This is a genomic window from Klebsiella electrica (genome assembly GCF_006711645.1).
Lineage (GTDB): Bacteria > Pseudomonadota > Gammaproteobacteria > Enterobacterales > Enterobacteriaceae > Klebsiella > Klebsiella electrica.
Map to the genome: position 1 here is coordinate 3,881,145 of NZ_CP041247.1, position 23,578 is coordinate 3,904,722.

Annotated in this window: 23 protein-coding genes and 1 pseudogene; 12 read left to right on the forward strand and 12 right to left on the reverse strand. The window is 58.8% G+C overall.

Annotated features, from left to right (window positions below):
- Window positions 1-23: 23 nt before the first annotated feature.
- Together Electrica_RS18560 and Electrica_RS18565 are read right to left on the reverse strand one after the other, a co-directional pair.
- Window positions 24-365: a RamA family antibiotic efflux transcriptional regulator gene (locus tag Electrica_RS18560; RefSeq protein WP_004859189.1), complete on the reverse strand. Its 342-nt coding sequence runs from the start codon at window positions 363-365 to the stop codon at window positions 24-26.
- 30 nt (window positions 366-395) lie between these two features.
- On the reverse strand, window positions 396-1,496 hold the full coding sequence (locus Electrica_RS18565) for an MBL fold metallo-hydrolase (RefSeq protein ID WP_141965143.1): 1,101 nt from the start codon (window positions 1,494-1,496) through the stop codon (window positions 396-398).
- 190 nt (window positions 1,497-1,686) lie between these two features.
- Here Electrica_RS18565 and Electrica_RS18570 point away from each other — a divergent pair, with 190 nt between their 5' ends.
- The 3 genes from Electrica_RS18570 to nfsB all read left to right on the forward strand — a co-directional run bounded on the left by Electrica_RS18570 (window position 1,687) and on the right by nfsB (window position 3,430).
- The gene (locus Electrica_RS18570; RefSeq protein WP_131047594.1) at window positions 1,687-2,268 is read left to right on the forward strand and encodes a TetR/AcrR family transcriptional regulator; all 582 of its coding nucleotides are present in this window, start codon (window positions 1,687-1,689) and stop codon (window positions 2,266-2,268) included.
- The gene (locus Electrica_RS18575; RefSeq protein WP_141965144.1) at window positions 2,268-2,648 is read left to right on the forward strand and encodes an MmcQ/YjbR family DNA-binding protein; all 381 of its coding nucleotides are present in this window, start codon (window positions 2,268-2,270) and stop codon (window positions 2,646-2,648) included. The genes Electrica_RS18570 and Electrica_RS18575 overlap by 1 nt, the downstream gene beginning before the upstream one ends.
- Window positions 2,649-2,776: 128 nt before the next feature.
- Window positions 2,777-3,430, forward strand: a complete 654-nt coding sequence (gene nfsB / locus Electrica_RS18580) for an oxygen-insensitive NAD(P)H nitroreductase (RefSeq protein ID WP_100686155.1) — start codon at window positions 2,777-2,779, stop codon at window positions 3,428-3,430.
- Here the strand turns inward: nfsB and Electrica_RS18585 are convergent.
- Together Electrica_RS18585 and Electrica_RS18590 are read right to left on the reverse strand one after the other, a co-directional pair.
- Window positions 3,427-4,470, reverse strand: coding sequence for a DUF2157 domain-containing protein (locus tag Electrica_RS18585; protein WP_131047591.1), 1,044 nt, complete (start codon window positions 4,468-4,470; stop codon window positions 3,427-3,429). The two genes, nfsB and Electrica_RS18585, sit on opposite strands and share 4 nt — an antisense overlap.
- A gap of 18 nt (window positions 4,471-4,488) precedes the next feature.
- Complete coding sequence (locus Electrica_RS18590) at window positions 4,489-5,367, reverse strand: helix-turn-helix transcriptional regulator (protein WP_100686153.1); 879 nt, start codon at window positions 5,365-5,367, stop codon at window positions 4,489-4,491.
- A gap of 109 nt (window positions 5,368-5,476) precedes the next feature.
- Between Electrica_RS18590 and Electrica_RS18595 the strand changes: the two genes are divergently transcribed.
- Complete coding sequence (locus tag Electrica_RS18595; RefSeq protein WP_141965145.1) at window positions 5,477-6,904, forward strand: MFS transporter; 1,428 nt, start codon at window positions 5,477-5,479, stop codon at window positions 6,902-6,904.
- Window positions 6,905-6,981: 77 nt separating this feature from the next.
- The gene (locus tag Electrica_RS18600; RefSeq protein WP_141965146.1) at window positions 6,982-8,226 is read left to right on the forward strand and encodes a mechanosensitive ion channel family protein; all 1,245 of its coding nucleotides are present in this window, start codon (window positions 6,982-6,984) and stop codon (window positions 8,224-8,226) included.
- A gap of 24 nt (window positions 8,227-8,250) precedes the next feature.
- Here the strand turns inward: Electrica_RS18600 and Electrica_RS18605 are convergent.
- Window positions 8,251-8,478, reverse strand: a pseudogene (locus Electrica_RS18605) (substrate-binding domain-containing protein); the annotation flags it as partial.
- Window positions 8,479-8,635: 157 nt separating this feature from the next.
- Here Electrica_RS18605 and Electrica_RS18610 point away from each other — a divergent pair.
- Window positions 8,636-9,052, forward strand: a complete 417-nt coding sequence (locus Electrica_RS18610) for an Exc2 family lipoprotein (RefSeq protein ID WP_131047588.1) — start codon at window positions 8,636-8,638, stop codon at window positions 9,050-9,052.
- A 189-nt stretch (window positions 9,053-9,241) separates the two neighbouring features.
- Here the strand turns inward: Electrica_RS18610 and pheP are convergent, their stop codons facing one another.
- Both pheP and Electrica_RS18620 read right to left on the reverse strand, forming a co-directional pair.
- Window positions 9,242-10,618 (reverse strand): phenylalanine transporter, encoded by a 1,377-nt coding sequence (pheP, locus tag Electrica_RS18615; RefSeq protein WP_141965147.1) that lies wholly within the window; start codon window positions 10,616-10,618, stop codon window positions 9,242-9,244.
- 198 nt (window positions 10,619-10,816) lie between these two features.
- Entirely contained in the window at window positions 10,817-12,301 is a 1,485-nt protein-coding gene (locus Electrica_RS18620; protein WP_141965148.1) for an aldehyde dehydrogenase family protein, read from the reverse strand.
- 159 nt (window positions 12,302-12,460) lie between these two features.
- Here Electrica_RS18620 and Electrica_RS18625 point away from each other — a divergent pair, with 159 nt between their 5' ends.
- The 4 genes from Electrica_RS18625 to Electrica_RS18640 all read left to right on the forward strand — a co-directional run bounded on the left by Electrica_RS18625 (window position 12,461) and on the right by Electrica_RS18640 (window position 16,367).
- Entirely contained in the window at window positions 12,461-13,762 is a 1,302-nt protein-coding gene (locus Electrica_RS18625; RefSeq protein WP_141965149.1) for an NAD(P)/FAD-dependent oxidoreductase, read from the forward strand.
- Window positions 13,763-13,775: 13 nt separating this feature from the next.
- Window positions 13,776-14,141, forward strand: a complete 366-nt coding sequence (locus tag Electrica_RS18630) for a cupin domain-containing protein (RefSeq protein ID WP_100686146.1) — start codon at window positions 13,776-13,778, stop codon at window positions 14,139-14,141.
- Window positions 14,142-14,332: 191 nt separating this feature from the next.
- The gene (locus tag Electrica_RS18635; RefSeq protein WP_100686145.1) at window positions 14,333-15,832 is read left to right on the forward strand and encodes an APC family permease; all 1,500 of its coding nucleotides are present in this window, start codon (window positions 14,333-14,335) and stop codon (window positions 15,830-15,832) included.
- A complete protein-coding gene (locus tag Electrica_RS18640) occupies window positions 15,810-16,367 on the forward strand; it encodes a DUF3156 family protein (RefSeq protein WP_141965150.1) in 558 nt (185 codons plus the stop codon). The genes Electrica_RS18635 and Electrica_RS18640 overlap by 23 nt, the downstream gene beginning before the upstream one ends.
- A 78-nt stretch (window positions 16,368-16,445) precedes the next feature.
- Here Electrica_RS18640 and Electrica_RS18645 read toward each other — a convergent pair whose 3' ends face one another.
- The 3 genes from Electrica_RS18645 to Electrica_RS18655 all read right to left on the reverse strand — a co-directional run bounded on the left by Electrica_RS18645 (window position 16,446) and on the right by Electrica_RS18655 (window position 19,553).
- The gene (locus Electrica_RS18645; RefSeq protein ID WP_100686143.1) at window positions 16,446-17,561 is read right to left on the reverse strand and encodes a class II histone deacetylase; all 1,116 of its coding nucleotides are present in this window, start codon (window positions 17,559-17,561) and stop codon (window positions 16,446-16,448) included.
- Window position 17,562: 1 nt separating this feature from the next.
- Window positions 17,563-18,753 (reverse strand): MFS transporter, encoded by a 1,191-nt coding sequence (locus tag Electrica_RS18650; RefSeq protein ID WP_141965151.1) that lies wholly within the window; start codon window positions 18,751-18,753, stop codon window positions 17,563-17,565.
- A gap of 116 nt (window positions 18,754-18,869) precedes the next feature.
- Complete coding sequence (locus Electrica_RS18655; protein WP_131047583.1) at window positions 18,870-19,553, reverse strand: helix-turn-helix transcriptional regulator; 684 nt, start codon at window positions 19,551-19,553, stop codon at window positions 18,870-18,872.
- Between the two features lie 530 nt (window positions 19,554-20,083).
- Between Electrica_RS18655 and Electrica_RS18660 the strand changes: the two genes are divergently transcribed.
- Entirely contained in the window at window positions 20,084-20,860 is a 777-nt protein-coding gene (locus tag Electrica_RS18660; protein ID WP_141965152.1) for an SDR family NAD(P)-dependent oxidoreductase, read from the forward strand.
- A 25-nt stretch (window positions 20,861-20,885) separates the two neighbouring features.
- Window positions 20,886-21,677 (forward strand): MoaF C-terminal domain-containing protein, encoded by a 792-nt coding sequence (locus tag Electrica_RS18665; protein WP_141965153.1) that lies wholly within the window; start codon window positions 20,886-20,888, stop codon window positions 21,675-21,677.
- Window positions 21,678-21,715: 38 nt separating this feature from the next.
- On the opposite strand, the gene Electrica_RS18670 is transcribed toward Electrica_RS18665, so the two are convergent.
- Window positions 21,716-22,669, reverse strand: a complete 954-nt coding sequence (locus tag Electrica_RS18670; RefSeq protein WP_131047580.1) for an aldo/keto reductase — start codon at window positions 22,667-22,669, stop codon at window positions 21,716-21,718.
- A 132-nt stretch (window positions 22,670-22,801) separates the two neighbouring features.
- Entirely contained in the window at window positions 22,802-23,578 is a 777-nt protein-coding gene (locus Electrica_RS18675) for an ABC transporter substrate-binding protein (RefSeq protein WP_131047579.1), read from the reverse strand.

The following is a 23,578-nucleotide window of genomic DNA, read 5'->3' on the forward strand; positions in this document are numbered from 1 at the left end:
CGGTTTCCCCCGGCGGATGCGCTTCAGTGAGCGCGATTGTGGTTCTCTTTACGGTAGGCGCCCGGCGGCTGATGAAAGGTGCGGGTAAAAATGCGGGTAAAGGTCTGCTGTGAATCAAAGCCGTATTTCAGACAGATATCGTAAACCCGCTGATCGGTGTCGCGCAGATCGCGCGCCGCCAGCCGCAGTTTACGTTCGCGGATATAGCGCCCCAGACTCTCCCCTTTGTACTGCAAAAAGAGTCGTTGCAGATGCCATTTCGAATAACCAGAGTGACGAGCAATATCATCAATACGCAGCGGTTGATGCAAATTATCATCAATCCACCCGACGATAGTCTCAATCACCTGAGCGGAAATAGTCATAAGTCCTCTCCTCTTGAATCGAAGCAGTATTTATTGCCACCAGGTAGTAAATGATTGCGTCTTATCGGCAACCCAAACCGGCTCGCCAAGCATCGGCGTTAACAACCGCCACGGTCTTTGCTGGCTGACCGCAGCCAGCTGCTTATAGGGATCGTCCCAGCTGTGTTTCGCCAGCACAAAGCGCCCCGCATGCCCCGGCAACACCGCGCGGGCGCGGAGATCGTCGGCGGCCAGGGCGGTTTCGTCAGGCATCATATGAATGTATTTCCAGTCCTGGTCGTACTGACCGTTCTCCATAATCGCCAGATCCACGGAACCAAACTGTTCGCCGATGGCCTTGAAGTGCGGGCCGTAACCGCTATCGCCGCTGTAGTAAATTTTCTGCTGCGGGGTGACGAACATAAAGCTGGCCCACAGCGTCTGATTACGCTTGAGCCCACGACCGGAGAAATGACGGGCCGGCAGCACATGCACGGTGAGCTCGTCGCTGACCGGCAGCGCCTGATTCCAGTCCGCTTCGCTGATGATGGCGCTCTCCATGCCCCAGAAACGCAGATGCGACCCGACGCCCAGCGGCGTCACCACTCGCTTAATTTTGGGCATCAGCGCTTTGATGGTGGCGTAATCCAGATGGTCGTAGTGGTCGTGCGAAATGATCAGCAGGTCTATCTCCGGCATACCCTCCGCACGCCACGGATAGTCACCCGGGAAAGCTTTATTAATAAATGAGAATGGGGCGGCATAGTCGCTGAAGACCGGGTCTATCAGGATGCGTTTCCCCGCCAGCTGCAAATACCAGGAGGAGTGGCCGAGCCACACCATCGTATCCTGCCCGAGAGGCAGGCTGGCGAGATCGGTATTGACCAGCGGCAACGGCTGCGCGGGACGGGCGTTTTCACGTTTAGTCACCAGAAACGACCACCAGGCGGACAGCATATTTTTCTGCCCGGTGAATCCCGGCGTGGGGAGCTGATTATGAAACTGACCATCGCGATAGTGCGGCGACTGTTCCACCAGACTGAGCTGCGCGCCCTGCGGCGCCCGGCCAAACCCGGCATTTAAGACAAACGGCAAAGCTGTTGCTGAGGCTAATAGCATAATGGCGACCACGCTGAAAGTGACACGGTTCATAACCTGACCAGATGAAACTCCCTATGATGAGAGTTTGGTGATATAACTTGATTATGAGTGAGTACACACTCATTATTAGGATGAATATGAAAGTCGTCAAGACGATTTTCATTTTTTTAACATCGACCGTTGCAGCGCCATGACATGGCATGTTTAGATCGGGGTTTGATTTCGCGTGAGGTAAAATGTAGTGGCTCGTCCTAAGAGTGAAGATAAAAAACAAGCGTTGCTGGAGGCCGCCACGGTCGCCTTTGCCCAGTCGGGTGTCGCCGCCTCAACGTCGGCCATTGCGCGCAGCGCCGGCGTTGCCGAGGGGACGCTGTTCCGCTATTTCGCCACCAAGGATGAGTTACTCAACGAGCTGTACCTCTCGCTCAAGTCCGGGTTAGTTAAAGCGATGGTTGCCGGGCTGACGCCAAACGAAAAACGACCGAAAGAGAACGCCCGTAATATCTGGGACGGCTATATCGACTGGAGTATGCGCCACCCGATGGAGCACAAGGCGATTCGCCGGGTGGCGCTCAGCGAGCGCATCACCGATGAAACCCGAACCCGGGTGAGAGAGATGTTCCCCGAGCTCAACGAAATGTGCCAGCTGTCGGTCAAGCCGGTGTTTCTGAGCGACGCCTACAGCGCCTTTGGCGACGCCCTGTTTCTGGCGCTGGCGGAAACCACCACCGAATTTGCCAGCCACGATCCGCAGCGCGCCCGCGAACTGATCGCCCTCGGTTTTGAGACCATGTGGCTGGCGCTTCACGAGAACGACGCCTGATGGACCGCGCTTCGCTGCACGCCTGCGCCCACCGGATTGCGCTCGCCTACCCGTTTACCGAACACTGCTGGCCGTTCGGCCCGGAGTATGACGTGTTCAAAGTTGGCGGGCGCATTTTTATGCTCACCATGACCCTTCGCGGTCGCGCGCTGGTGAATCTGAAAGCCGAACCGCAGAAAGCGCTGCTCAATCGGGAGATTTATCGCAGTATTGAGCCAGGATATCACATGAACAAAAAACACTGGATTACCGTCGTTCCCGGCGAGGATATCAGCGAGAGTCTGCTGGCCGAACTGATCGATGATTCCTGGAATCAGGTGGTGAATAAACTGGCGAAAAAAGATCGGCTGCGGCTACGTCCGGCGGGATTTTCAGGCTAACACGATAAGTGTTATCGCATTTTTGTCTCTTATCATTTCCCCGTCTTCGCTGTACTCTTCTCCCACTAAACGCCCCATAAGGGGCTGTAAACTCGAATTATCTTGAGCATAAACCCTGAGGAAGAGTTATGGATATCGTCTCCGTCGCCTTAAAGCGTCACTCCACGAAAGCCTTCGATGCCACAAAAAAACTGACTGCCGAAGAAGCCAAAAACCTGAAAACGCTGCTGCAATACAGCCCGTCGAGCACTAACTCCCAGCCGTGGCACTTTATCGTTGCCAGCACGGATGAAGGGAAAGCGCGGGTGGCGAAAGCCGCCAGCGGCACCTATGTTTTCAACGAACGTAAAATTCTTGATGCTTCTCATGTCGTGGTGTTCTGCGCCAAAACCGCCATGGACGACGCCTGGCTGGAGCGCGTGGTGGACCAGGAAGACGTCGACGGACGCTTCGCCACTCCGGAAGCTAAAGCCGCCAACCACAAAGGCCGCGTTTTCTTTGCCGATATCCACCGTAAGGATCTGCAGGACGACAACCACTGGATGGCGAAACAGGTTTACCTCAACGTCGGCAACTTCCTGCTCGGCGTCGCGGCGATGGGACTGGACGCCGTGCCGGTTGAAGGGTTCGACGCCGCGATTCTTGACGCCGAATTTGGCCTGACCGCGCAAGGCTTTACCAGTCTTGTTATCGTACCGGTCGGCCACCACAGCGTGGAAGATTTCAACGCCACGCTGCCGAAGTCGCGCCTGCCGCAGGCAACGACCATCACCGAGATTTAATCTTCCCGCGCACGCCGCTCGCCGGCGTGCCAGATTCTTTCGGCATAGCGGCCAATCACCGCCAGCGAGACGGCCAGGATCACGAAGAACACCACCTTGTGCATCCCGTCCCAGAAAAACTCGAAGAAACGCGTATAGAGATTGATAGCCAGGAAGGTCAGACCAAAGCCGCGCAGCATCCCGTCATCCGTTTTCAGACTGATATAAATACAGACGCCCGCCGCGACGCCGAATAGCAGCGCCCACGGTAGCTGCTGCATCGGTGATATGCCGTACCAGGCATCGGGATCCCGATAGCCAAAAATCGACAGAATCCATAGCGCGATAAACAGATACGTCAGCCCCATGGCCTTACTGACGGTAAACAGCCGGCGCTGAAGCAGCCACTTTTGCAGCATAAAACAGAGTGCCAGCAGCGCGCCGCCGAACAGCACAAAACGAACCGGATAATTCATGCCCAGCCAGTAGGCCCCCCACCCCGACACATAGCCGGTTTGTGCGCCGAACCAGTTGCCCAGCGCCAGCAGGAAGAACAGCCACACCAGCCCGGAACGGGCCGCCAGGCCGATAGCGCCATAGATAGCGCAGCCGGCCAGAAACAGCGGCGCAATATGGCCGCTGCCGTCATCCAGCCGCACGCCAAGTTGCCACAGCGCCAGCGCGGTAAATACCACGCCGACAAACAGAATCGCCTCGGTACTGTAGTGCCAGCGCGAGGCCCGCCGCTGACGGCGAAATCCCCAGAGGTAGCAAACCAGCGCCACCGCCGCCGGTAGCGCAATTCGCGCCAGCGCCGAGTCGCTGAACAGATCCGTCAACCAGGCGATCAGTTCGCTATCGGCGAACAGGCTGCCCAGCGCAATCAGCAGGCAGGCCAACGCCGTCCAGAAGGCGTAGCGGCTCAGACGCTGCCAGTCAAAGGCGCTCACCCGTAAGGTGGCCGCCAGCCGCTGGCTTTCCGCGTGGCTCAACGCCCCCGCGGCCTGCCATTCGTCCAGCGCGCGCTGAATCACCCGCTGTTGTTTCCTCGTCACGTTCATCTGCGTTCCCTGTCGCTATCAGTAGAGAGAATCCTGGTTATCCAGCCACGCCAGCGCCTGCTCGCCGCTTTCATCCATCGGCAGATACACCAGCAGCCGCGAGCCATTACGCGGGGCGGAATACCAGTACATCTGCTGCAGACTAAAGCGTCCGAGCTGCGGATGGTTGAAATTCTTCACCTGATTTTCCACGCCGCGGACGTCATAGCGCTGATGCCACAGCGCTTCAAACTCGGCGGAAGCGGCAAAAAAGCGCGCCAGCTTATTTTCCCACAGCGGGTCGCCCCGGTGTTCGGCCATCGCCGCGCGGAAGTAAGAGACGAAGGTCGGCAGCACATCGCGATTTTCAATACGGCTGCGCCAGGCGTCATGGGTGAGATAGAGATAAATACAGTTACGGTTCTCTTCGGGAAGCGCGGCAAAATCGACGCCCATCAGCCGACAAAAACTGTCGTTCCACGCCACGATATCGAAATTGGGTTTCTGGATGCTGGCCGGCTGCGGCATCAGGCTATCGAGCATCCGCCGGGTCCCAGGACTTATCCCCTCGCATACGCTCACCTGCGTCGTTTCCGGCGGCGTCAGCCCGGCCAGCACGAACAGGTGGCGCGTCTCCAGCGGGCTGCACTGCAAGGCATTGGCGACGCCCATCAGCACCGATTCCGACGGATTGACCTCGCGCCCCTGTTCCAGCCAGGTGTACCAGGTCACGCCGACATCGGCCAGCATCGCCACCTCTTCCCGGCGCAGGCCGGGCGTGCGCCGCCGCCCGACTCGCGGCAGACCGAGACGCTGCGGGTCGAGGCTTTCGCGGCGGGAGCGCAGAAAGGCGCCCAGCTGTTTACGGCTATCGTCGGGCGCTATCAGCACCGTTTCACGTTGCGGCATTCCCGTCATAGTGACTCCAGCATGGTAGTACCAATACCAGTATAGACAGGAACTGGTACCCGTTTAATTTATCGGTAATGCTACGGCTATCCGCTGAATGACGCAATGGAGAGATCCGATGAATTCGTCTGCTGTTTCACCCGGCCGCGCCGGTTTACTGCTTCTGTTGACCGGCCAGATGCTGCCGCTGATCGACACCTCAATTACCAACGTGGCGCTGGACTCCATCACCCATTCGCTGGATGCCAGCGCCACCCAGCTGGAGCTGATCGTCGCCCTCTACGGCGTCTCTTTTGCGGTGTGCCTGGCGATGGGCAGCAAGCTGGGCGATAACTACGGCCGCCGCCGTCTGTTTATGTGGGGGGTCGCGCTTTTTGGCCTCGCCTCTTTGCTGTGCGGCATGGCCAACTCCATCGGCGGGCTACTGGCGGCCCGCACGCTGCAGGGGGCAGGCGCGGCGCTGATCGTGCCGCAAATCCTCACTACCCTGCATGTGACATTGAAAGGCACTGCCCATGCGCGCGCCATCAGTCTGTATGGCGGGATTGGCGGGATTGCTTTTATCGTCGGACAGATGGGCGGCGGCTGGCTGGTGTCGGCGGATATCGCCGGGCTGGGCTGGCGCAACGCGTTCTTTATCAATGTCCCCATCTGTCTGCTGGTGCTGGCGCTTAGCCCCCGCTATGTCCCGGAAACCCGTCGCGATGCCCATTCGGCTATCGACTGGCAGGGCACCGTCAGCCTGGCGCTGATCCTCTGCTGCCTGCTGTTTCCGATGGCGCTGGGTCCGGAACTTCACTGGCCGTGGGCGCTGCGCCTTTTGCTGGTCGCCATACTGCCGCTGCTTTTCTGGATGCGGGTAAGCGCGTTGCGTAAGCAGCAGCGCGGCGAACAGCCGCTGTTGCCGCCCCGACTGCTGAAGCTCACCAGCATTCGCTTTGGCATGGCTATCGCCCTGCTGTTCTTCAGCGCCTGGTCCGGCTTCATGTTCTGCATGGCGCTGACCATGCAGGCCGGTCTCGGCATGGCGCCCTGGCAGTCAGGCAACAGCTTTATCGCCCTCGGCGTGGCCTATTTTCTCTCCGCGCTGTACGCGCCGAGGCTGATTGCCCGCTACAGCATGGGACGTATTCTGCTGATTGGGCTGGTGGTGCAGATAGCCGGCCTGCTGCTGCTGATGGCGACCTTCAGCCACTTCGGCGCTCACACCTCGCCGCTGGCGATGGTGCCGTCTACCGCGCTTATCGGCTACGGCCAGGCGCTGATCGTTAACAGTTTTTATCGTATTGGCATGCGCGATATCAGCGCCAGCGATGCCGGTGCCGGAAGCGCCATTCTCAGCACCCTGCAGCAGGCGACGCTGGGATTAGGCCCGGCGATCCTCGGCTCGCTGTTTTTAACCCTCGCCCGCCACGGCGGCGGCAACTATCCGCAGGCGCTGATCGACTTCCTCGCCGTGGAGGTAGCAATGATGCTGCTCTTAGGCGCGATTGCCCTGTGGCTGCGCCATCACCTCAATATTCACCCGGTAGCGACCGCCTCATAATCCACATTGGCATAACGCCTGATTTGCATAATATACATCCAGCGGTCATCATTACCGCTGGATGTACAGGAGACGTTATGCAGGAATTAATCTCACACATTGCCGCCTTAGGCATCGAAATTACCCCCACCACTTCGCTCATTATTATCTTTGGCATTATTTTACTGACCGCCATTGTCGTGCATTTTATTTTGCATAAAGGGGTGCTGCGCGCCTTCGAAAAGCGCGCGCAGGCCAGCAGCCATTTGTGGCTGCAAATCATCACCCAGAACAAACTGTTTCACCGGCTGGCCTTTACCCTGCAGGGGATTATCGTCAATGTGCAGGCGGTGTTGTGGCTGCAAAAAGGCAGTGAAGCCGCCAATATATTAACCACCTGCGCCCAGCTGTGGGTCATGATCTATGCCCTGCTGTCTTTCTTTTCACTGCTCGATGTGGTCTTCAATTTATCGCAGAAATTCGCCACCGCATCCCAGCTGCCGCTGAAGGGGATATTCCAGGGCATTAAGCTGGTCAGCGCGATTATTATCGGCATCCTGGTTATCTCGTTGCTGATTGGCCAGTCGCCGGCAATTTTGATAAGCGGCCTCGGCGCCATGGCTGCGGTACTGATGCTGGTATTTAAGGACCCGATCCTCGGTCTGGTCGCCGGTATTCAGCTCTCCGCCAACGATATGCTCAAGCTCGGTGACTGGCTGGAAATGCCGAAATACGGCGCCGACGGCGCGGTGATCGATATTGGCCTCACCACGGTGAAAGTCCGCAACTGGGACAACACCATCACCACGATCCCCACCTGGTCGCTGGTGTCCGACTCGTTTAAAAACTGGAGCGGGATGTCCGCCTCCGGCGGGCGTCGCATTAAGCGCAGCCTGAATATTGATACCACCAGTATTCATTTTCTCGATGAACGGGAGCAGCAGCGCTTAATTCAGGCCCGATTGCTTAAGCCCTATATGGACTCGCGTTATCAGGAAATTAGCGAGTGGAACCAGCAAAACGCCGCCGACCATTCGGTGCTGAACCTGCGCAAGATGACCAATATCGGCACTTTCCGCGCCTATTTGCAGGAGTATCTGCGCAACCACCCGCGGCTGCGCAAAGATATGACGATGATGGTGCGCCAGCTGGCGCCGGACGCCAACGGCCTGCCGATTGAGATCTACTGTTTCACCAGCACCGTGGTGTGGGCAGAGTATGAGAGCATCCAGGCGGATATTTTTGACCATATTTTCGCCGTGGTTGACGAGTTCGGGCTGCGTATCCACCAGTCGCCGACCGGCAACGATATTCGTTCGCTGGCGGCGGTAAATCACCGGTAAGGCTCTGGCTCTGGCTCTGGCTCTGGCGCGGGCAATAATGCGCCAGTCCATCATCACCCGTTCGGCGGTGGCATCCGGGTTGTCGATTTTTTGCAGCAACAGGGTCACCGCCGTGCGGCCAATGTCGCGCGACGGCTGTTCCACGGGGGTCAGCTGTGGCGAGACCATCTCCGCCAGCTCCGTGTCGTCAAACCCCATCACCGCAATATCGTCCGGCACCCGCAGTCCGGCCTGCGCAATCGCGCGCAGGGCCGCTGGCGGTCCTGACTATTGCCATAGAAAACTATCAATTATTAGGGCTATTTTCCCCAGCTGTTAAGCGCGATGATTTTGCGGGTAAAATAAGCGCCGCGCTCAGACGCCAAAAATTATAAATTTTATTATCAATAGGTTAGGGATGATGTCATCAATGAAGATTCGAGTCGCACTGCTTGTCCTCAGCTGTTCTCTCACCGCCCTCAGCGGCTGCACCGCCTCAAAACCATCGCCGGAGCGCCATGCATACTATTTTGTCGCCCATCGTTCTGATTTTGTCGGCGGTAATTTTGCCGTAAACCGCCAGGAAAATTATCGCTTAAATCTGCCGACCTTCAGCGAAATCTACAACCGCGGCAAACAGGACCGCCGCGCCGGCGTCAGCGAAAGCGATGCCCGACGTAACGCCGATGCCATTAAACAACAGGCCCTGAAGGGGACCCGCTCACAACACACCTTTACCGGCAATGCCAGCGATACCTGGAATAATGACATGGAGAAGAAGGACGCACTGCTGTTCGGTAACGAGCTTTCCGCCACCTATCTCGACGGGTATCTCGGCGTGAAATAAGCCATGGCGCGGCACCAGAAACCGGTGCCGCACGCCAGCGCTTCACGCCCTTACGTCGTTGATGCCATGTTGTCTTCCCTCAAAAAAGCAATCGATTACAAAAAGAAGCTCCTGCGCAAAATACGCTAAGCGCGAAGACGATCGCAAGAAAAGGCGGACTGCCCCGGCGAAGGCCGGGGCAAGGAGGCATTACGCCGGACGGCGCAGCAGCTTAAAGACAATAAACAGGAACAGGATCCATACCGGCAGCAGGATGGCCGACAGACGCATGCCGTCGATGGTGCACATCAGCAGCAGAATCAGCGCGAGGAAGGCAATACAGAGGTAGTTGCCACCGGGCGCCAGCAGCGCTTTGAACTTCGGCTCGCGCCCTTTGCGACGCTGGGCCGCGCGGAACTTCAGGTGCGCCATGCAGATCATTATCCAGTTCAGCAGCAGCGTCGCCACCACCAGCGCCATCAGCAGACCCAGCGCTTTCTGCGGCAGCAGATAGTTCAGCAGCACGACCAGCGAGGTTATCACCCCGGAGAGGAGCAGCGAATTGACCGGCACGCCGCGTTTGCTGACGCGGGCCAGAAACTTCGGCGCATTGCCCTGTACCGACAGGCCGAACAGCATGCGGCTGTTGGAGTATACGCCGCTGTTGTAGACCGACAGCGATGCCACCAGAATGACAAAGTTCAGCGCAGAAGCTACCACGTTACTGTCAAGATTATGGAAAATCATCACAAACGGGCTGCTGTCGGACTTGATTTCCAGCCACGGATAGAGCGCCAGCAGCACCACCAGCGAACCGATATAAAACAGCAGAATACGGTACACCACCTGGTTTACCGCCTTCGGAATGCTCTTTTGCGGATCTTGCGCTTCGGCGGCGGTAATGCCAATCAGCTCCAGGCCGCCGAAGGAGAACATAATCACCGCCAGGGACATCACCAGGCCATGCCAGCCGGTGGCAAAGAAGCCGCCGTGGCGCCACAGATTGTCAAATCCGGCTTTGCTGCCGCCGTGGCCGCCAAACAGCATCCACAGGCCAAAGCCAATCATGCCGATAATCGCCAGCACTTTAATTAAGGCAAACCAGAACTCCGCCTCGCCATACAGGCGAACGTTAACGAGGTTTACGGCGTTGATGATGATAAAGAAGGCCGCCGCCCAGACCCAGGTTGGCACATCCGGCAGCCAGTACTGCATATAGATGCCAGCGGCGGTCAGTTCTGCCATTCCCACCAGCACAAACATCACCCAGTAGTTCCAGCCGGAGAGAAAACCGGCAAACGGCCCCCAGTATTTATACGCGAAGTGGGCAAAGGAGCCGGATACAGGCTCTTCGACCACCATTTCGCCAAGCTGGCGCATGATCAGAAAAGCGACGATCCCGGCGATGGCATAGCCGATCAGGACCGCCGGACCGGCCATCTGAATCGCCGGTCCGATCCCGAGAAACAGGCCGGTACCGATAGCGCCACCGAGGGCGATGAGCTGGATATGTCGGTTCTGTAAACCGCGATGAAGCGTCGGGCCGCTCTCCGCTGTGGCATCTGACTGCGTTGACGTGTCTTTCACGTCTTTCCCCTGTGAGTGTTGATGAAGGGGCACCTTTTAACACTTCTGCTCGCCCGACTTCAAGCTGCAGATGCGTTGATTGCGCGGCAATGGGTGCCGCCAGCCGGATGGGAGACGGCAAATAAACCGGCCGCGCCCGGCGCAGAGCGCGGCCTGACATGGGATGAGCGGCCAACAATCCCGGCCAGTTACGCCGGACTAATAGCGCACCATCACCGATTTCAGTTCGGTGTAATCATCGATAAAGGCGCTGCCGAACTCGCGGCCAATCCCCGAGCCTTTCATGCCGCCAAACGGCACCGCCGGATCGAGGAAGGTATGCATATTCACCCAGACGATCCCGGCGTTAATCGCCCCGGAATAGCGCAGCGCCTTGCGGATATTCTCCGACCAGACGCTGGCGGCCAGGCCAAATGGCGAAGCGTTAATGCGGGACAGCGCCTCCTCTTCACTTTGGTAGCCGATAAAACTGCACACCGGACCGAAGGTCTCCTCCTGCATCAGCGTGCTGTTTTCGCTCCGCACCTTCACCGCCGTCGGCAGGACAAAATAGCCGTCGCCGGGCAGCGCTTCGCCGCCGCACACGATGGTGTCCCCCTCTTCCCGCGCCTTCTCAATCAGCTGCAGTACTTTCTCAAACTGCACCCGATTAGCCAGCGGCCCCATCAGCGTCTGCTCATCCAGCGGCGAGCCGGGGCGTAGCGCTGACAGGCGCTGTTTCAGTATTTCCAGCACCGCATCCAGCTTGCCCTGCGGCAGATAAAAGCGCTCGGCGGCGGCGCAGATTTGCCCCTGATTCAGATAGCCCGCTTCGATAATGCCGTCCGCCATCGCCTCGGGGGTGAGATCGTCGAGAAACAGCGCGGCGTTTTTGCCCCCCAGTTCGAGGGTGACGCGTTTTCCGGCGCCGATCGCCGACTGCTGAACTTTCTCGCCGGTCGCCACCGAACCGGTGAAGCTGACCTTGGCGCAGGCCGGGTGGGCGATCAGTCGCTGGGCGATGTCGCCGCCCGCGCCGTTCACCACGTTAATCACCCCGTCCGGGATCCCCGCCTCTTTCGCCAGCTCCGCAACCCGCAGCAGCGTCAGCGGCGTATATTCGCTCGGCTTTATCACGATGGTACAGCCGCACACCAGCGCCGCCGCCAGCTTCCAGATGGCGATCATTATCGAGAAGTTCCACGGCACTATCCCTACCACTACGCCAACCGGCTGGCGGCGAGTAAAGGCCGTGTACTGCTCTCCGGCCATTGACGGGAGCGAGACATCCAGCGTTTCGCCGGTCACCTTGCCTGCCCAGCCGGCAAAGTAGCGCAGGAACGCCACCGACTGATCCAGCTCAAGCATTCGCGCCAGGCCGATGGTTTTCCCGGAGCACAGGCTCTCCAGCTGCGCCAGCTCCTCACGATGGCTGGCCAGCAGATCGGCCAGCCTGAGCAGCAGCGTGCCGCGCTGCAGGGTCGGCATCGCGCGCCAGCCGTCAAACGCCTGGCTGGCGCTGGCCATCGCCAAATCCGCCTGCCCGACGTCCGCCGCCGTCACTTCGGCAATCGCTTTGCCGGTAGCGGGGTTTATCACCGCCAGCGTCGGTCCGTTGCCGGGCAAAGCCTCTCCGGCAATAAACTGCCCGTGCGGTTGGCGTAAAAAAACTGTTACTTCAGCAAGTAAGGTCACGTCGCTCATCGGTGGCACCCGTTGTTTCAGGAAATGTTCCCCATCACATCACGCCGGAAACAGGCTGCCTATCGTTCTAAAGAACGTCATTCTTCCGGACGATATTCAGCGCCCCGCCGCCATGCTGTGATGGAGGTCTTAGCCAGGCGAGACAGACAGGGTAACGCTATGAATATCAAAATCGATGCGCTGAACTACTACGGCGCCACCAAAAAATATCAGCTGCATTTTCCGGCGCTGCAGGATGATATTGAAGCCGATGTGGTGATCATCGGCGGCGGCTTTTCCGGTATCAACACTGCGCTGGAGCTGGCAGAACAGGGCATTACCAATGTGGTGGTACTCGAAGCCCGTCATTTAGGCTACGGCGGCACCGGCCGCAACGGCGGCCAGGTCATGGCCGGCATTGGTCACGACATCGAAGCGGTGAAAAAACACGTGGGTAAAGAGGGGATGGAGACGCTGTTTAAAATCTCGAACCTTGGCGCCGGAATCATTCGCGAACGAATTAAGAAATACAATATCGATGCCGACTTTGTTGCGGGCTACGGCTATCTGGCCTACAACCAGCGTCAGCTGAAGACCCTGCGCCAGTGGGAAAAAGAGTTTAAGGCCGCCACTCCGGATGAGGATATCGCGCTCTATACCGGCAGCGATGTGCAGCAAATCGTGGGCTCCGACGTCTACTGCGGCGCGCTCAAGCATATGGGCGGCGGGCAGATCCACTCTCTGAATATGCTGCTGGGCTCGGCAAAAGCGGCCCACTCATTAGGGGTGAAAATTTTCGAATCCTCTCCGGTCGTTGAGGTGAATTACGGCAAAGAGGTGCGGGTTCGCACGGCGATGGGCAGCGTGAAGGCGGCTAAGCTGCTGTGGGCCTGCGACAGCTTTCTCAATAATCTGGAGCCGGAGATCTACAACAAGACGCTGGTGACCTACTCTTATCAGGTCTCAACGGAACCCCTTTCCGATGAGCTGATCGAACGTATCAGCCCGCTGCGCGGCGCCTTCAGCGATATTCGCCCGGTCATCAACTACTACCGCATTACCCGGGAAAACCGCCTGCTGTTCGGCAGCGCCACGCGCTACCTTGAATATACGCCGAACGATTTTGCTGCCTGGAACCGCACGCTGCTGGCGGAAGTGTTCCCCTATCTTAAGGATGTCAAAATCGACTTCGCCTGGGGCGGCCCGATGGCCTGTAGCGCGAACCTGTTCCCGCAAATCGGCACCCTGCGCGATCGCAATAACGTCTTTTACGTCCAGGGGTATTCCGGGTTTGGCGTTACCCCCTCGCATATCGTGTGCAAAATTCTCGCCGAAGGCATTAACGGCGGCTCAGATCGTTACCGCCTGATGAGCAGTATTCCCCACGCGACAATCCACGGTCGTGACAGCCTGCGTCTGCTGCTGGTCACCGCCGGAAAACTCATGCATCAAACCGCCGGCTACTGGAAAGGCCGGAGTTAACCAGGAGAACATCATGCAAGCATTCAAACTCGATCAACCGGTTCCTGAACTGCAGCCTATCGGCAGCGTCAGCCTGCTGGGCGCAACGCCAACCGAAGGCGATCCGCAGGTAGCGGGCGCTATGGTTTACGGCGAACCGCAGGACGCCTTTACCTGCGGGCTGTTTTCATCGACTCAGGGGAGTTTCACCATGACCTATCCGTTTACCGAACACGCCACCGTACTGGAAGGCGAAGTGGAGCTGACCGTATCGGGCGGCCAGCCGCAGCGTTTCTCCCCGGGCGACAGCTGGTTTGTGAAACAGGGCACCGAAGTGGAGTGGAAAATTCTCACCCCGCGTTTCGTCAAACACTACCTGGCGAACGTCGAAAGCCGCTAATAAACGCAGACAATCCCCGGTGCCCGGCGGCGGGGATTGTATTCATGCACCCGATCACAGATTCACCCGCCGTTCTCCACCTTCAGGACGATATTCATTGAGCCGGATGCCAACCTAAATTATGACTATCCGGAATGGCTATTCACTTCCAGCCACTCCCTGCCCTAACCACTCTTGTGCAGAGGTTGACTATGTTCAGTAAAAGACTCGCCGGCCATCTTGAACGCGGCGTCGTCGGCTTTCCTACTACCCTCGCCAGCTCCGTCGGACTGATTATGGCCAGCCCGGTTATCCTGACCGTGACCAGCGGTTTCGGTATGGGTGGCGATACCTTCGCGCTGGCGGTACTGCTGGCGTTTATCATGATGCAGGCGCAGGTCACCACCTTTGCCGAAGCGGCGACGCTGATCCCCACTACCGGCTCGGTATATGACTATATCGCCTGCGGCATGGGGCGTTTTTTCGCCATTACCGGCGCGCTGTGCGCCTATCTGATCGTACATATTTTTGCCGGCACCGCGGAAACCATTCTCGCCGGGGTGATGGCGCTGGTGAACTTCGAGTCCATCAGCAGCCAGATGGCCGCTCATCAGAATACCTGGATGGTCGGCGTCGGGATGGTGGTGGTGTTCGGCCTGCTGAACGCTATTGGCGTCGAGATCTTCGGTAAGGTTGAAGTGGTACTGACCTTCGGGATGTGGAGCACGCTGACCATCTTCGGCCTGTGCGGGATTTTTATGGCGCCGGTGACCCACCTCTCCGGCTGGTTCGGCACGCCGCTTAACGTCAGCGATCTCTCGGGCCTGTTCGGCTATATCGGCATGGCGATGTTTATGTTCGTCGGCTGCGAGCTGGTCACCCCCATGGCCCCGGAGATCAAACAGGCGCACCGGACCATTCCGCGTGCGATGGCGCTGGGCCTGCTGGGCGTCGCAAGCTGTATGTTTATCTATGGCGCGGCCATCAACCGCCAGGTCGAGAACGTGGTGCTGGACGCGGCCAACAATGTCCATCTGCTGGATACGCCGATGGCCATTCCGGCCTTCGCCGAACGGGTGATGGGCCACGCCGGACAGTACTGGCTGGGCGTCGGCCTGCTGCTGGCGGGCTGCGCGACCATTAATACTCTGATGGCCGCCGTCCCGCGGATTATCTACGGCATGGCGCTGGATGGCGCGCTCCCGCGCTTCCTGACCTGGCTGCACCCGCGCTTCAAAACGCCGGTTATCGCCATTGCCATTGGCGTGGCGATTCCCTGCCTGCACGCCTGGTATCTGAACGGCAATATCGATCGTATCGTGCCGCTGATCCTTGCCGCCGTCTGCGCCTGGGGCGTCGCCTATCTGCTGGTGACCCTCTCGGTGGTGCTGCTGCGTATTCGTCGTCCGGACCTGCCCCGCGCCTACCGCTCGCCGTGGTTCCCGCTGCCGCAGATTATCTCCAGCGTCGGGATTATTATCGCCATCATCAATATCACCCCGCCGGGGATGGACAAGCGCGAAGTGCTGGTGCCGTTCGGCATCATGCTCGGCCTGACCGCCGCCTATGCCCTCTTCTGGACGGTGTGCGTCCAGCGGGTCAACCCGTTCCGCCCGGTGCCGGTTGAAGAGGTGGTGGAACGCGCGATTGGCAACTATGAGAAACAGAACCAAGGGGAGATGACGCCAGATGCCCTCCGTCCCCTCGTTTAGTACGCCGCTGATGAATGCGGTGCAGCGCGATTTAGCCGGCTGGGACAGCGAAAAGCTCAGCGAGCGCAGTGCGGTGCTGCACCTGAACGCCACCACCGACGTCACCTTCAGCGTTCGCCAGAAACGGCTGTTTATGGCCAGCATTCACAGCTGCGAATTTGTTGTCGAGGGGCCGGTCACCCGGCCCGCTGAGGGTAACATTCGCGCCCATCAATCCGGCTGGCTTAAACGCCAGCCGGTGACCTTCCGGGCGGCGAAACCGGCCGCCGACCTCGCCCGTTACCTCAACCTGTTTCCGCGTTTACAGCAGACATTGAGCGAACTGGACTACCGCCGCTTCTCTTTAACCCTTGATAACCAGCGCTGGCGCTGCTGCATTGAGCTGTGGGCCGCCAGCGAAGTGGTCTGCAAAATGCCGCCGCTGCGCCGCTATCTGCGCCTCGAAAAGCACCAGCGGATGCTGCTGTTGAGCGTTATGAATATGCTGCATCAGGCGATCGGTCAGTGGATGGCGCAAACGGCGACAGAGAAGTGACATAAAAGAGAAGTGAAACAGAGTCCCACCCAGGAGAGCGCTTCTCCGCCTGTATCGATAGCGGAGAAGCGACGGAGATTACTTCAGCCCACACCGCTGCGCCAGTTCATCAATCGCCTGACGCTGGAAGCGGGTAAAGGCCTCACGCGGCTGCTGTTGCTGAATAAACGTCAGCAGCGGATCCTCAACCTCGGTTTTTACCCCGCTTAACGCTTCCATCACCGCCAGCCCGCAGAACGGCACATAGGATTCGGCATAGCCCCCTTCATGAACCAGCACCAGTTTGCCGCCGCACAGGCGATCGGCCGCCTCCTGCACCCGTTCGGTCATGGCGCGGAAGCTGTCGCTGTGGAGCAGCATTCGCGCCAGCGGGTCCATGGCGTTGGCATCGTAGCCGCAGGCGACGATAATCAGCTCTGGTTCAAAGCGCGCCAGCGCCGGCAGCACGATCGTTTCCAGCGCATAGCGCCAGCCGTCGTCCCCGGCACCGGCCATCAGCGGAACATTGATGTTGTAGCCAGCGCCGACGCCGATCCCGCGATCGTCCTCTCCGGCATAGCCCGGCGGAAAACAGCCGTCCTGATGCAGCGAGATAGTCAGCACATCGTCACGCTGCAAATAGATATGTTGCGTACCGTTGCCGTGGTGCACATCCCAGTCGAGGATCGCCACTTTCCCCAGCCCGAGCCGCGCCTTCGCCCGCTCCACGGCAATGGGAATATTAGCGAGAAAGCAGAAGCCCATCGATTGATCCGGCAGGCAGTGGTGGCCCGGCGGCCGCGACAGCGAGTAGGCATTATCCAGCTCGCCGCTTAGCACCGCCTCAACCGCGGCGCAGGCCAGCCCGGCAGAAAGGCAGGCGATTTCATAGCTGCCCGGCCCCAGCGGCGCCTCTTTGCCCAGCAGGCCGCCGCCGCTATCGCTGATTGCCTTAAAGCGCTCCAGATAATGCGCCGGGTGAATACGGCGCAAATCTTCTTCGCTGGCGGCCGCGGCACCGCGCAGCTGAAGCTGCGCAGTCAGGCCCGCGACATCCATCAGATTTTTCATCCGGCGCTTGGTTTCCGGCGATTCCGCATGGCCACCCCCTGCCGGAGGCTGCACCCAGCCGCCAACCGGCAGCGTCACCGCATGCAGCCCGGTACTGTGCCAGAAACAACGTTCATCAAAGAAGAAACCGGTTTTTCTTTTCACTCTATCCTCCCGTTGGCTCACTCTTCCCGGCGGACGAGGCCGCCAGAATTAATCCTGCTGAGATCAGCGCGCAGCCGCCTGCCGCCGCAAGCAGCGCATCGGCGCTGGAAAAACGTTGTAGCAGCGCCCCGGCCAGCGCCGGACCGGCCGCCATCCCGCCGCCAATCACCAGATTGATACTGTTCATCAGGCGACCGTTGTTATCCAGCCCGGCAACCCGCGCGAGAATAAACGGCAGCACAAAGGTCCATGTGAATTTGAACAGCAACGCGGCCAGCGCGAAGCGCACCAGCAGCGGATGGCTGAGGAGCAGCACAATACTGAGGATCAGCAGGCCGTAGCCCAGCCAGACCGGTATCCGGTCCGGGCACCGCGTACCGCGCAGCGCGGCTGCGCCCGCGCCGATAATGCCGAACACCGTCGCGGCCGCCAGCACCATGCCGATTTGCGCCGCGCTCAATTCCGCCGCGCTGCCGATGGTGCCGATAAACGTCCACACCGCGCTGAGGCTGATGTAAAAAGTGAGCACCGCCAGAACCGCGAACAGTTTACGTAACGGCGCGACCGTGGGCGGCTGGCGGGAAGCGGCGGACATCGGCTGAAAGCGCGAAGGAAAGGCCGGGACCAGCGGCAGACAGCAGAGCATGATCGCGGCGAGGATCAGGTACACCACCTTCAGGCCGAAGCTGGCAAACAGCGCCGGTAACACCAGCAATCCCACCATGCCCAGCAGCAGCTGTCCCAGCACCCAGAAGGCATACACCCGGGAAGGATTGGCCGTTCCGGCCGCACAGCTGATACACAGGATCATCAGAGTGCCCCCCGCCAGCGAGGCGATGAAGCGGACGATCAGCAGCGTTTCGTACTGACTGACCGCCGATGAGACAAGATTCGCCACCAGAAAGACCGCGCAGGCACACAGGGCCACGCGGCGCCAGTCCAGACGACTCATCCACCACCATGCCGGCAGCGTCGCAAGGCTCATGGCGCCAAGTTCGGCGGAGAAAAGATAGCCGATCTCTGCGGGCGTCAGCTGCCATTCGCTGGCCAGTTGCGCGGCGACCGCTGGCGCGGTCATCAGAATCCCCGGCGCAACGGCCGCGAAAATGACGATAGCCGCCAGCAGGCGGGCGGTGAAAACCAGCCCGGACGGCTGGGATAAAAGCTTTTCGGCAACAGGCGTACTCGACATCGTGGTGCGTGCTCCAGTCAAAAAGTCTCCCCCCGGACAGCAGTCCAGGAAGTGATACCGTCAGGCATCAGGAAAACGCCGCGGTCAGCGGCGCGCGCGGGATGCGATGAGTCAGATTACAGATGCAGCGTGCGCTGAGCGGATGGCATCCAGGTTCGGGAAACAAGCTCGGTACGATTGACCACTTCGGTCTTGGCAAAAATATTGCGTAAGTGGGTTTTCACCGTGGAGAGAGAAATATCCAGCTGACGGGCAATCAGCTTATTACTGGCCCCTTCGCGGACCATGCCAACAATTTCACGCTCTTTCGCCGTCAGCATCGCCGGCAGGTCATCCTCTTGCTGGAGGCAATCGTGGATGGCCAGCTCCACCAGCGGCAGCACCGCCTGGGCGCGCAGACGCTCCTCGCTGGAAAACGCGACGTCGCGCATTAAGGAGATACCGGCAATAATCCGCCGGTCGCGGCGAATAAAGACTTCGGTCATGTCGCGAACATTATTCGGCAACATAAACTCATGATAGTAATGACGGTTGCGGTCACAGACGCCTGGGGTCATCGCCGCCATGGTAATCGCCTGATGACTAAAGCGGGACGGCAGCAGCGGATCTAACGGCTGAAAACACTCCAGATATTGCTGGTGCGTATTCGCGGAAATGTTATGCAAAATATAATGTTCTGGTTTTAAACCATCATTGACCCGATAAAACACCGCCGACGACAGTGGAATTAACTGTGAAATAGTCAGTAAACAACGGGCAATTATCGCATCATTACGACTGGCTTTTAATAAAGCAGACATGATCCCTCCCGTCGAGGTGAAAGTGCGTTAAACGCGGATGAGCAACGATACAAGAAGCATACATTTCACATTTAAGCAACACAATCATTAACATATTAACAATGTGATATCGGTTACAAAATTTTATTTAACTAACTGTTATTTAAAATATTATTATTCAGCATGTCGCTGTGTTATCGAAATAACGTTAAAACATAAACAAAAGTTATTAACTTTATGTTCTGACGCCGCCCGGTTCACATTCTCACGCTTTTCAGCCGCGATCTCGTCCTTTAGAACGATAGTCTTTTTAAACGACTCCTCTATACCTGATAAATATGACGCAAATCATTTTCATCAGGCGCTTAACTCTCCAGGCAAGCGCAGGATTTTCTGCTGCCCGGAAAGAGACGCGGGCAAGAATAAACCGGGGCTGAGTGCGCGAGCACGGCCCGGCGCCGATATCGGACGGGTTTGATGATGAATACTGAGCAGGCGGGCTGTTCAGGCTTATCTAAAGGACAAAGCAGACGCTTTTGGAGAGAGAGACGATGAGTCGAGTGGTAGTGATTACCGGCGGCGGTACCGGGATTGGCGCCGCCTGTGCACGACTGATGGCGGCGGCGGGCGAGACAGTGTTCATTACCGGCCGCCGTCTCGCCCCGTTGCAAGCGCTGGCGGAAGAGACCGGCGCCGTGGCACTGGCGGGCGATGCCGCCAGCGGCGATGAGTGGCAGACGCATCTGCTGCCGACGATTGTTGAACGCGCGGGCCATATCGACGTTTTAATCTGTAGCGCGGGCGGCATGGGCAACGGCGCCGCCGTCGAGACCAGCGATCGGCAGTGGCGTGCGGCGCTGGAGAGCAATCTCGACAGCGCGTTTGCCAGCGTCCGCGCCTGCCTGCCGTCGCTGATTGCCCGGCGCGGCAACGTGCTGTTTGTCGCCTCAATAGCCTCCCTCGCCGCCGGGCCGCAGGCCTGTGGTTACGTGACCGCGAAACACGCCGCGATCGGTCTGATGCGTTCAGTCGCGCGGGATTATGGCCCGCAAGGGGTGCGTGCCAACGCCATTTGTCCCGGCTGGGTAACCACGCCGATGGCCGATGAGGAGATGCAGCCGCTGATGGCCGCGCAGGGTATCAACCTTGAGCAGGCCTATCAGCAGGTGTGTCGCGACGTCCCGCTGCGCCGTCCGGCCAGCGCGCAGGAGATTGCCCTCGCCTGCCAGTTCCTCTGCTCCCCGCAGGCGTCGATTATCAGCGGCGCGACGCTGGTTGCCGACGGCGGCGCCAGCGCGGTGGATGTCCCGACGCTGGCATTTGCTTAACGTTTTTACACCACAAGGATCTCACATGACTTCAGAAGCCGTATTTATTCAGGTCGGGGCGCTTGCAGACGGCTTTGCCCCTCACGGCAACGTCCTGCCGGCCGCCTCGATATCTGATGGAACATCCCTGACCTTTTATTTGGCCGACGGCGCCTGTCATCGGCTGACGATAGTTGATGCCCACGCCCTGCTCTGGGACGGGCAGCTCGTTGCCGGACGCGTGACCGCCATTCGCCCCGATGTACTGTTGATCGATTTTCTCGATCCCGGTAAGGAAAACGCCAGCATCAGCGCGGTATGCAACCTGACGGACAATAACGCCACCCTGGTCTGTGGCCAGCTGCCGACGGAGCAGGCCGCGCGCCTCGATGCGTTCAGCCGCGTCGAGCAGGGTCTGCCGCTGACGGCAGTCGACGTCCACTTTCATTTTGCCCGTCTGAACCGCGAGCCGGGGCCGCTGCCGACCTTCACCCGCGCGCTGGTGGGGATGCGTAACCAGTACACCTACAGCCCGACCGAACGTTATGAGCATATTTATCTCAACGATAACTTCTATGCCTGGCAGTGTCTGGACGGCGTGGAGAAAGGTCTGGCGGATGTCGATCGCTGTCACTACGTGCAGGTGGCGGACGATCTGACGCTGTTTGTCTGGCGCGAGAAAATCATTCCGACGCTGGGGGTTATCCTTATCGATCTGCAACTGATGCGCACCGACGGCAAGATTCTCGGCTATCAGGGAAGCGATTTTGCCGCGCTGAGCAATTTCCCGGTCGGGGCCAGCGCGCAGATTCTGAATGTGACGAACCATGCGTCCTGAGCGTAGCGCCGGAGCCAGGCGGCTCCGGCACGTCGCCGTCAGGCGCTGGCAATCTCCAGCCGCGCCAGCTGGGCGGCATTCAGCGTCAGCTGAGCGGCGCGGGCAAAGCTTTCGACCTGGGCCACGCTGGTGGCGCTGGCAATCGGCGCGGTCACCCCTTCCCGACTCATCAGCCAGGCCAGCGCCACTTCACCCGGTTTTGCATGGTGTTGAGCGGCGACCTCTTCCAGGGTATCGATAATCCGCATTCCGCGCGGGTTGAGATACTTCCCAATGCCGCTGCCGCGCTGGCTTTGCGCCAGATCGGCCTGCTGGCGGTATTTACCGGTCAAGAAGCCGGAGGCGAGGCTGTAGTAGGTGACGACGCCAATTTCCCGGCTGATGCACAGGTCGCACAGCGCCCCCTCAAAAGCGGCGCGGTGATAGAGATTGTATTCCGGTTGCAGCACCTGCCAGGCCGGCAGCCCCTCTTTACGCGCCACCTCCAGCGCTGCGGAAAGCTGCTGGGCATCCAGATTAGAAGCCCCGGTCGCGCGAATTTTTCCCGCCTGCTGTAGCGCGTGAAAAGCGCTCAGCGTCTCGGCAACGGGGGTTTCCGGGTCCGGCCAGTGGGCAAAGTAGAGATCGATATAATCGGTGTTCAGACGGCGCAGTGAGTTTTCCACGGCCTGCTGGATCCAGGCTTTCTGCAGCCCTTTTTGCCCGGGCAGCCCTAAATCCGAGCCCACTTTGGTGAAGATTTTGACCTTATCACGCATCCCCGGACGCGCCTGCAGCCAGCGGCCAATCAGGGTTTCCGACTCGCCGCCCTGATTGCCGTCCGCCCAGCGGGAATAGACATCGGCGGTATCAATGGCGTCAAAGCCGTGGTCGACAAAAGCATCAAGAATGGCAAAACTGGTTTTTTCATCGCAGGTCCAGCCAAACACGTTGCCGCCGAAGACCAGCGGCGCGATGGAAAATCCGGTTTTGCCCAATGGACGTGTATTCATGCCGTTCACTCCTTATCGCTTATATTCTGCATCCTTCGCCAGGCCGCAACGGGCGGGAAAGAACCATGAGTGGAGAGTCAGAAAAGGAATCTTGCGGCGGGCCTGTCCGTGCCCGCCGGATGCATTACAACATTATGTCCCGGAATAGACGTCAAAGCTAAAATATTTACCCGACAGTTTTTTATAGGTTCCGTCGGCGAGAATCTGCGCGATCGCGCGGTTAATTTCCTGACGCAACGCATCGTCCTCTTTTCGCAGGCCAATCGCCGCCCCGGCACCGAACAGCTTATTATCCTGTAAATTTCCGCCAACAAAGGCGAAATCTTTACCCTGCGGCTGTTGCAGGAAGCTGTAGTCCGCCATCATTCCGGAGAGCACCGCGCCATCAATACGCCCGGATTCCAGATCCCGCACCACGCTGTCAGCGCCCTGATAGGCCACGATATTAATGCCCGACGGACGCCAGTGCTGGTTGACGTAAGTCTCCTGCGCCGAGCCCTGCTCCACGCCGATCGTTTTGCCTTTGAGCTGCTCTGGCGTATTGCCGGTCAGCGTATTTTTACGTGCCACGAGGAACACCGGGCCGTTGTACAGCTTGTCGCTAAAGCCAATCTGCTCTTTGCGTTTCTCGGTCATATACATGCCGGAGAGAATCGCGTCGAATTTACGCGCCTTCAGCGCCGGAATAATGCCGTCGAAGTTGCTTTCCACCCACACGCATTTCGCCTGCAACCGCTGGCAGATGGCGTTGCCTAAATCAATATCAAAACCCGCCAGCTTGCCCTGCGGGTCTTTCCATTCGAACGGTGCAAAAGTGGGATCGACGCCAAAACGAATTTCTTTTTGTTCTGCGGCCAGCGCCGATGTGGACGCCATCAGCGCGACCCACAGCAGTAGTGATTTTTTCAT